The sequence below is a fragment of the Dolichospermum sp. LEGE 00246 genome, assembly GCF_015207865.1.
GTDB lineage: Bacteria > Cyanobacteriota > Cyanobacteriia > Cyanobacteriales > Nostocaceae > Dolichospermum > Dolichospermum heterosporum.
In genome coordinates this window covers 1-8,206 of sequence record NZ_JADEWA010000242.1, presented here as the reverse complement: position 1 = coordinate 8,206, position 8,206 = coordinate 1, and the positions used below count along the sequence as shown (strand labels likewise).

Genomic DNA, 8,206 nt, shown 5'->3' with positions numbered 1-8,206 from the left:
TCTTTGGATCTCTTGAGAATAAATATTCTCCAAGCTATCAATGAACATTATATTATCAGCCATAAAAGTATAAATGGGACTTTTTATACATACAACAAATAAGCAATATTACTTAATAAAACCCCCGATTCTTTCTAGTTTACCAAAAATGGATTATAATTGTAAAGAACTCCCATTTGATTTTTGTTGACGCAGTTTGTGCTTTGCGCTTACAAAACTCAATACGCCTTAATATTAACCAGCGGAGAAAGATTTCGTCTGTGTAAGTAATTGGACAAAAATATTTACAGTCATTGCGAGCGAAGGGAAGTAATCGCAAGGGTTGTAATTGCTTCATTTCACTTCGTTCCATATGGCTAACGCCACGCTTACGCAATGACATTGTGTAATTAATTCTGTCTCACTACTTAGTTTCGATTTATAATCTTTTAACAAAGATTCTCTAGAACAATGGTGTTTATCAGTTAAATAACATTTAAAAGTTACAAATTTCAATTTATTATGAAATTAAACGAGTTGTTTAAGTAGGTGAACACAATAAAACCAAACTGTGTAAAGAAACATAAAACTTGCCTCTTGCCTTGCCATAACGACAATTTTCAACGCCAACCTACTTATATTTAATCACCTGTGACTACTATAACTTTTGAGTCTATTCTGCAATCGGCTTTGGCAGAGGATAATATATCCCCTAATGATGGAGTATTTTTACTAAAACAAACTGACCCACAGGCGATCGCTCAAATTCAGTCTACAGCAAATCAACTCCGTCAAAAACAAGTTGGTAATACTGTTACTTACATAATTAATCGCAATATTAATTTTACTAACATTTGTGAGCAACATTGCAGTTTTTGTGCATTCCGCCGGGATGATGGTGATTCGGATGCTTATTGGTTAAGTTCGGCGCAGATTTTGGAAAAAGCTACAGATGCAGTGCGTCGAGGAGCAACGGAAATATGTATGCAAGGGGGATTGCACCCACAAGCGCAAATTAATGGTAAGTCTTTACCCTATTATCTCAAACTGGTAAAAACCATTAAGGACGAATTTCCTCACCTCCATTTACACGCTTTTTCCCCCCAAGAAGTCCAATTTATCGCCAGATTAGATGGAATTTCCTATACTGATGTGATTATAGCTTTGCGAGATGCTGGTGTCGGTTCTATGCCCGGAACAGCCGCAGAAGTGCTAGATGATGAAGTCAGACGGGTACTGTGTCCAGAAAAGATTGATACAGCCACTTGGCTAGAAGTTGTCAGCACAGCCCATCAATTAGGTGTACCCACTACGAGTACCATATTGTCTGGACATATTGAAACCCCAGAACAGCAAATTGTCCATTTAGAAAAATTGCGATCGCTCCAACAAACAGCCATAGAAAAAGGCTATCCTGCAAGAATTACCGAATTTATTGTCTTACCCTTCGTTGGTCAAGAAGCCCCCAAATCCCTACGCAAAAAGGTAGGAAGAGACCAACCTGTTTTAGCTGATTCCCTATTACTAACCGCTGTAGCCAGAATTTATCTGGGAAATTACATCCCCAATCACCAACCAAGCTGGGTAAAGCTGGGACTAGATGGTGCTACAGCAGCCTTAAATTGGGGTTGTAATGATATAGGTGGCACATTAATGGAAGAACATATTACCACAATGGCTGGGGCTGTGGGTGGTACTTGCATGGAAGTAGAAACTTTACAAAATGCAATAACTTCTTTGAAAAGACCCTATCAACAACGGGATACTTTATATCGGCTAATGGGTAATGGGTAATTATCTCGTTCCCAGTCTCTGACTGGGAATACAATCATAGAGGCTCTGCCTCATAGTATTATTGAAAAGGCAGAGCCTTATAGAATTTATTCCCATACAGATTATGGGAACGAGACAACTGACCTATTCCCCATATACCGATTCAAGATAGGATGGATTTTGATTTACTTGTTCTTTTTTACTTAATGCTTATGAAAAGCTATTGGTCGCGTCTGCTTTCTCTAGTTTTAGTTTTAGTTATCGGTTTAGTTGGCTGTGCTGGTAGTCCAGATAGTTTAACCGGGGATTATCGTCAAGATACCTTAACTGTAGTCAATACGTTGAGACAAACCCTAGAATTACCTCAAGATTCTCCAAATAAAGCCGAACTTGAAGCAGAAGCCCGTCAAAAAATCAATGACTTTTCGGCTCGCTACCAACGGAATACTTCTGTTTTGGCTCTTAACTCTTTTACCACCATGCGAACAGCCCTCAATTCCCTTGCAGGACATTACAGTTCTTATCCTAATCGTCCCGTTCCTGAAAAGCTGAAAAAACGTCTGGATGCTGAATTCAAGCAAGTAGAAGCATCCCTAAGACGTGGTGCTTAATTTATGTCTCAAGGATAGTTTCTTGATACAGCATAATTCAGGGCGGGGCTTCCCCGCCCAGGTTTCCCCACCCCGATTCTCAGCTAAAAATCCCCAAATTTAGCTATCATAAGAGCCGGGAAGATTAATCCCTGCAAGCTAACTAGGACCCAACTAAAAAATCAGCTTACTGTCGAAGAATTTCTCGCACTTCCCGAAAATGATAATATTTATGAGTTGGTTGACGGGGAAGCTGTACCTAAATATAAAAATGAGCAAATGTCTCCTAAATTCTTTCATGGTTCAACCACAGGAGCATTATTTATATTATTATCTACATGGGCGCAAGATCAAGGTCGTGTTGTTGTGGAATGGGGAATCAAATTAACCAAAAATCAAGCAAGTTGGATACTTCTGATTTAACTTATGTTTCCTATCACCGTCTTGCTGCTGACTGGCTTGAAGATGAGGCTTGTCCTGTTATCCCAGAATTAGTAATCGAAATTATTTCTCCTGGTCAAACTTTTGGAGACATGATTGATAAAGCTACTTATTATCTACAAGCGGGGATTCTATTAGTTTGGATAGTAGATACAATCTCTCAAACTATTACTGTCTTTACAGTATCTTCTCTGCCTGTGACTTTTCGAGAAAATCAAATGATTAGTCATGAAATATTACCAGGATTAGAAATCACTCCTCATACTATCTTTCAACGGGCTGGTTTAATTCGTTAGTTGAAAGACATAGCAGGAATCAGGAGTAAAACTGGCTTGCTATCTGGCTTTGAATTTACATTCTGTACCCTATGGCTAACGCCAAATAACTAATTATTTTTTACTGCTTTTACCCGCTTTGTGTTTTTTCTGCGCTTGTTCTAATCGTATTTTAATTTGTTCTAATTTATCACGGATTTTTAAAAAATCTTTATCAGTGTATTGGCTATAATACTCTAGCACTACATTCTAAAATGTCGTTTCTATTTACTAAATATCTAGCTAGTAAACTTTCATTAAAAAGAAAATCATAATTTGCTTGTAAATCCTTACAATTAATATAATTACTGATAGTTTTCACATATTCTCTTCTAAGAGAATGCTGTGATATTTTTGAATCCTCATCTACTTTTAGTAGATCTATCTGATTTAGTTCAAGAGCATAATCATTTATTAGATGCAAAGCTGCATAAAAATACATAATAATAGCCCATTCAGGAAAATCCTTTTGGGCTATCTTTGCGCTTTCTTCGTTAGCTTGAGCTTGCAGGAGATAAATACTTGGTTCTGTCATTGTTGAAAATAATTATTTGATTTTTTTTATCCTCCCTAAACTTTCTAACTACTTGAACCTCAAGATGCCAATTTCTACTCTTGGTAAGGGCATCCATCTTCCATTCTGTTTCAACTGCAAAATCAGTAGCTTCCGTTAGAAGGTCTATTCTTTCACTAGGATTCACGGTAGCTAGTATTTCAAATATTATCTTACGTGAATCACCATTTTTGTTGCGTATTCCCCTAGCCGCTTGAACGTTGGGTAAAGCTTCTAGTTTTTCAATTAATTTTCTAACTTCTGCTAATTCTGGGCGTATTTTTTCAACAATAAACCCAAAGAAATTTTTCAAAGCATTGGGTACAGCGAAGAGAGTATTGCTTTTTAATTTTTCTAGGTGTAAAGGAACCATTTTCGCTTCCTGAGATTTTAGAAGCCATAAAAATCCATAGATAAGTTAATTTGGCTCTTCGGCACTTGTTATGGCAAATATGAATTTATTTACTCCAAAACCTTTATAAATAAAGCATTTCATGGGTTTTGATGCCACACTTATGTTAAATCAACCGATGGATCAACCTAAAGTCCTTATATGGTAAGGATTTTACAATTTGATGGGCTAATCTAGCATAGTAAGTCCCGAAGAGCCGTTAATTTTATCTACATTAGTGGCTTTTGAGTTGGATTAAGTCGGTTTGGTGTTTAACCAGTTAATCAACTATATCACCCATTAAAACAAAAGTTAGTAATTTATCACTTTTAAACACGGTTTCAAAGGATGATTATATATACTCAAACAAGTCTAATCGTGTTTAGATTAATCTAGCAAGGGTTACAGCCTGAGCGTAAGTTTCTGTACGATTGCTCATTTACCCCAGGCTCTAAAATTTCAGTTTTCTTTGTAAATAAAGCCCTATATACTGGTTCACCTTTGTTTTGAGTGGCTATTTCCCGTTCTGTGGGGACAGGGAGAGGATTTTGGGCTAACCATGTTGTTGTTCCTAGCTTCTCAAATGCAGGATGTTCATGAAAGCGATCGCACATTTCTACTGCTACAAATTCTATATCAGATTGCAGAAAAACAATACCACCTACTGCTAAATATTTCGCTAGTTCTGTGACTAATTCTGGTTGGACTACCCGACGTTTCGCATGGCGATTTTTAAACCAGGGATCAGGAAATTGAATTGTAACTTTTTGTAAGCTATCTTGAGGTAAAGTTGATAATAAGGAAATGAGGGAATTATTCACATTTGCAAACAAATAATGCAGATTGGTTAAACCCATTTCATCGCGGATTCTATTGGCTTCGACTACTAGGGGTTCTCTGATTTCTAACCCTAAAAAATTCCAATTTGGTTCTACTTGTGCCATTTTTAGGACAAATCTCCCTCTCGCACAACCAATATCTAAGTGTAGAGGTAGGTTTTGTTGGATATAAATCTTTTCCCATTCTGGAGAAGCGGTTGGGGTTTGGAATTTACTTGCCAGGGGGTTTACGTGCTGACGAACTCGAACAGGTGACAAAATTTACGCTCCTAAAAAACAACAATTTTAAACAAATGTATACAAATATTATTAAGTCTAAATATTCCTGCACAGGTATACACAGTGAGAGTTATACTTTGAGAAAAAGAATCTTTGCAACTTTATTTTTAACATTTTCTTAAAATCAATGAAACTCAATTTTCGTTTTGCTATCGTTAGCGACTTACACATTGCGCTTCCTGAAACAATCTGGGATCACCCTAGTCGGTTTCATTTGGTGGAAGTGAGTATTCCGGCTTTTGATAGTGTATTAGAACATTTAACCCAATTAGATTTAGATTTTTTGTTGATCCCTGGAGACTTAACCCAACATGGTGAATCAGCGAATCACAGTTGGTTACAAAACAGGTTATCACAGTTACCTTTTCCATCTTATGTTATTCCTGGTAATCATGATGTCCCTGTTTTAATCGCCAATCAACAATCAATTAGCTTTGCAGATTTTCCCTATTTCTACCAAAAGTTTGGTTATGAAAATCCTCAACAACATTATTATAATCGGCAGATATTTCCAGGGGTGAGGTTAATTGGTCTTAATTCTAACTCATTTGATGATCAAGGTCAGCAAATAGGACGGTTGGATAGTCAGCAATTCCAATGGTTAGAACAGCAGTTAGCAGAGATTGATGATGAATTGGTTTTAGTTATGATTCATCACAACGTGGTTGAACATTTACCGAATCAATCACTTCATCCGATGGCAAATCGTTATATGCTGGAAAATGCAGCAGAACTGCGGACATTATTACAACGTTATGGAGTCAAGTTAGTATTTACAGGACATTTGCACGTTCAAGATGTGGCTTGTGCAGACGGAATTTATGATATTACTACTGGTTCTTTAGTTAGCTATCCTCATCCTTATCGGGTGTTGGAATTTAACCGCGATGAATTGGGTAGTGAATCGTTACAAGTTGTTTCTCATCGTGTGGAATCAGTGCCAGATTTTCCCAATTTACAAACATTATCACGGCAATGGATGGGCGATCGCTCTTATCCCTTTGTGGTCAAGTTATTAACATTACCTCCATTGAGTTTACCACTAGCACAGGCACAAACCCTAGCCCCCGGTTTACGGGACTTTTGGGCGACTATTGCCGATGGTGATGCTATGTTAGAATATCCACACTTTCCCATTCATGTCCGTCGTTACATTGAAGAATATAGCGCAGTGAATGATGGGAATACAGCTTTCATTGATAATCACAGTACGCTTTTAATTGGTCATTAGTCATTGGTCATTGGTCATTGGTCATTAGAAATAATTTTTCCCCCCTGTAACCTGTAACCTGTAACCTGTAACCTGTAACCTGTCACCTGTCACCTGTCACCTGTAACCTGTAACCTGTAACCTGTAACCTGTAACCTGTAACCTGTAACCTGTAACCTGTAACCTGTAACCTGTAACCTGTAACCTGTCACCTGTCACCTGTCACCTATTCCCCAAGAGAACGACAAATGGCAAATACAGAAGTATAACCATGGAGGAAAGTTCTGCCGCTGACTGGACCAATTTCACCACCGCAGAAAAAGCCACCCATTGGGATATCCTGAATGTAACGGCTAAATAGTTGAGAATCGAAATTAGGTTTGCCATACAGTCCTGTTCCTCGTCCTAAACAGGTGAACATCAAAGCGCCTACAGGAGAAGGTTGTCCGGCATTTTCACTTTGATATTCTTGGAGTAAAATTTCTAAATCTTCGGCGGATGCTTCGGCATCCCTCAAATGAAATTGTAACCTTTGACCGGCACGAATGCGATCGCCAATTGCGATCGCCCCAGCATTAGGATCTACTCCCAAAACATTGCGAATTAAAAAATCCCCCGAATGTAAATTTAGCCGAAATTCATCCATTGCTAAACCCACAAACAAAGAATGTTGCGCCAAAGTCCTTTCTTCTTCAGTCAAACTACTAATTAAATTTCGCAACACCATCAAAGGTACTTTTTCATCTAACTCTAAAATAATATTCCGTTCCGCCTTCGTTACTTGCAACGGTTCACCAATGGGACGACACCCTTGGGCAACAATTGTATCTAAGACGATATTGCCACTTAAAGCGATGCCTACCGTACCTTCCCGATATAACTTATCATTACAAAATAAGCCCACACGACCATTCATAAAGCCGCTGCTGGCTTGTCCTCCCACCACCACTGAACCTGGATAAGCAAAATCTAACCCCTGCAACAAATCATTTGTTCCTGAAGCAAAGGGACTAGACAAGAGGATAAATTGAGGGACTACGGAAGGTGATACACCTACTAAATCAATCCAAGCAGTCGGGGAACTATCGGAATCTGGCAATTCTTCCGCCACAATATGAAAAGGTTGGATTTCGACACCGGGAAGATGGGCTAAAGTTAAACTCAGGGCTGGTTCTGCTTCTATTTCTTCCGTTTCTCCAGCTTGTTTTCTGCCGATTACACCCCCAGCACTACAACCAATTAGTATAGGTACAGAAAGTTTTTCCGCCAATAAAGGCAAAAGTCGGGAATACTCACTCATAAAAGCAGAAGAAATGAATACCAGCCCTAAATCCGCTGGTGCTGTTAAAGATGCCACAGCTTGTTCTACAACATCGTTAATAGCCGCTTCTAAGGAAGGACGAGTTGATAGGGCATTTGTCCACTGCATTTGATCTGCCATGAGTTTTCGGCTGGTTTCTGTTTTGGGGTTAGTTGATTATTTTAACTAAGTTTGTCACTTATTGATTAGGGAACAGGTAACGAGTCATATCCCCGACTTCTTAGAGAAGTCGGGGATCTCGTTGTTCAGATACGTAGGGTGCGTCAGATATTACAAATCTGTTTATTAATATAATTTATGCAGTCTGACGCGGTTGGTGAGCTTGCCGAACCACACCCTACAATACCTGATTTTTTTCAAAAATCCAATATGAGTTCTATATAAACATCTATTCAAATACAGGTGGCCATAATTCAGAAATAGCAATTTCCCAACCCGGAAATAATTCATCTACAGTTAATTTATCGTCTTCTGTTAATAAGGTAATTTTACCATGAGGACGATAAACAGTAACAG

The 8,206-nt window shown here is 38.3% G+C and carries 7 protein-coding genes and 2 pseudogenes; 4 read left to right on the top strand and 5 right to left on the bottom strand.

Annotated elements, in window-relative coordinates:
* Nucleotides 1–630 precede the first annotated feature (630 nt).
* The 3 genes and pseudogenes from cofH to IQ228_RS15865 all read left to right on the top strand — a co-directional run bounded on the left by cofH (nucleotide 631) and on the right by IQ228_RS15865 (nucleotide 3,079).
* Nucleotides 631–1,773, top strand: coding sequence for a 7,8-didemethyl-8-hydroxy-5-deazariboflavin synthase subunit CofH (gene cofH, locus IQ228_RS15875; RefSeq protein WP_193963500.1), 1,143 nt, complete (start codon nucleotides 631–633; stop codon nucleotides 1,771–1,773).
* A 191-nt stretch (nucleotides 1,774–1,964) separates the two neighbouring features.
* On the top strand, nucleotides 1,965–2,363 hold the full coding sequence (psb27, locus tag IQ228_RS15870) for a photosystem II protein Psb27 (protein WP_027402160.1): 399 nt from the start codon (nucleotides 1,965–1,967) through the stop codon (nucleotides 2,361–2,363).
* Between the two features lie 123 nt (nucleotides 2,364–2,486).
* Nucleotides 2,487–3,079 (top strand): annotated as a pseudogene (locus IQ228_RS15865) (Uma2 family endonuclease).
* A 205-nt stretch (nucleotides 3,080–3,284) separates the two neighbouring features.
* Here the strand turns inward: IQ228_RS15865 and IQ228_RS15860 are convergent.
* From IQ228_RS15860 to trmB, 3 genes are all read right to left on the bottom strand, one after another.
* A complete protein-coding gene (locus IQ228_RS15860; protein WP_193963499.1) occupies nucleotides 3,285–3,632 on the bottom strand; it encodes a hypothetical protein in 348 nt (115 codons plus the stop codon).
* Nucleotides 3,592–4,023, bottom strand: coding sequence for a hypothetical protein (locus IQ228_RS15855; protein WP_027402158.1), 432 nt, complete (start codon nucleotides 4,021–4,023; stop codon nucleotides 3,592–3,594). The genes IQ228_RS15860 and IQ228_RS15855 overlap by 41 nt, the downstream gene beginning before the upstream one ends.
* 410 nt (nucleotides 4,024–4,433) lie before the next feature.
* Nucleotides 4,434–5,138, bottom strand: a complete 705-nt coding sequence (gene trmB, locus IQ228_RS15850; RefSeq protein WP_193963498.1) for a tRNA (guanosine(46)-N7)-methyltransferase TrmB — start codon at nucleotides 5,136–5,138, stop codon at nucleotides 4,434–4,436.
* A gap of 148 nt (nucleotides 5,139–5,286) precedes the next feature.
* Here trmB and IQ228_RS15845 point away from each other — a divergent pair, with 148 nt between their 5' ends.
* Complete coding sequence (locus IQ228_RS15845; RefSeq protein ID WP_193963497.1) at nucleotides 5,287–6,390, top strand: metallophosphoesterase; 1,104 nt, start codon at nucleotides 5,287–5,289, stop codon at nucleotides 6,388–6,390.
* A 205-nt stretch (nucleotides 6,391–6,595) separates the two neighbouring features.
* Here IQ228_RS15845 and IQ228_RS15840 read toward each other — a convergent pair whose 3' ends face one another.
* Nucleotides 6,596–7,810: an FIST N-terminal domain-containing protein gene (locus IQ228_RS15840; RefSeq protein ID WP_027402156.1), complete on the bottom strand. Its 1,215-nt coding sequence runs from the start codon at nucleotides 7,808–7,810 to the stop codon at nucleotides 6,596–6,598.
* A 268-nt stretch (nucleotides 7,811–8,078) separates the two neighbouring features.
* Nucleotides 8,079–8,206: pseudogene (locus IQ228_RS15835) on the bottom strand (Uma2 family endonuclease); the annotation flags it as partial.

Coding starts and splice junctions, on each gene's coding strand:
- IQ228_RS15860 (WP_193963499.1), bottom strand. CDS start 3,632: ATGACAGAACCAAGTATTTATCTCCTGCAAGCTCAAGCTAACGAAGAA.
- IQ228_RS15845 (WP_193963497.1), top strand. CDS start 5,287: ATGAAACTCAATTTTCGTTTTGCTATCGTTAGCGACTTACACATTGCG.
- psb27 (WP_027402160.1), top strand. CDS start 1,965: ATGAAAAGCTATTGGTCGCGTCTGCTTTCTCTAGTTTTAGTTTTAGTT.
- IQ228_RS15855 (WP_027402158.1), bottom strand. CDS start 4,023: ATGGTTCCTTTACACCTAGAAAAATTAAAAAGCAATACTCTCTTCGCT.
- IQ228_RS15840 (WP_027402156.1), bottom strand. CDS start 7,810: ATGGCAGATCAAATGCAGTGGACAAATGCCCTATCAACTCGTCCTTCC.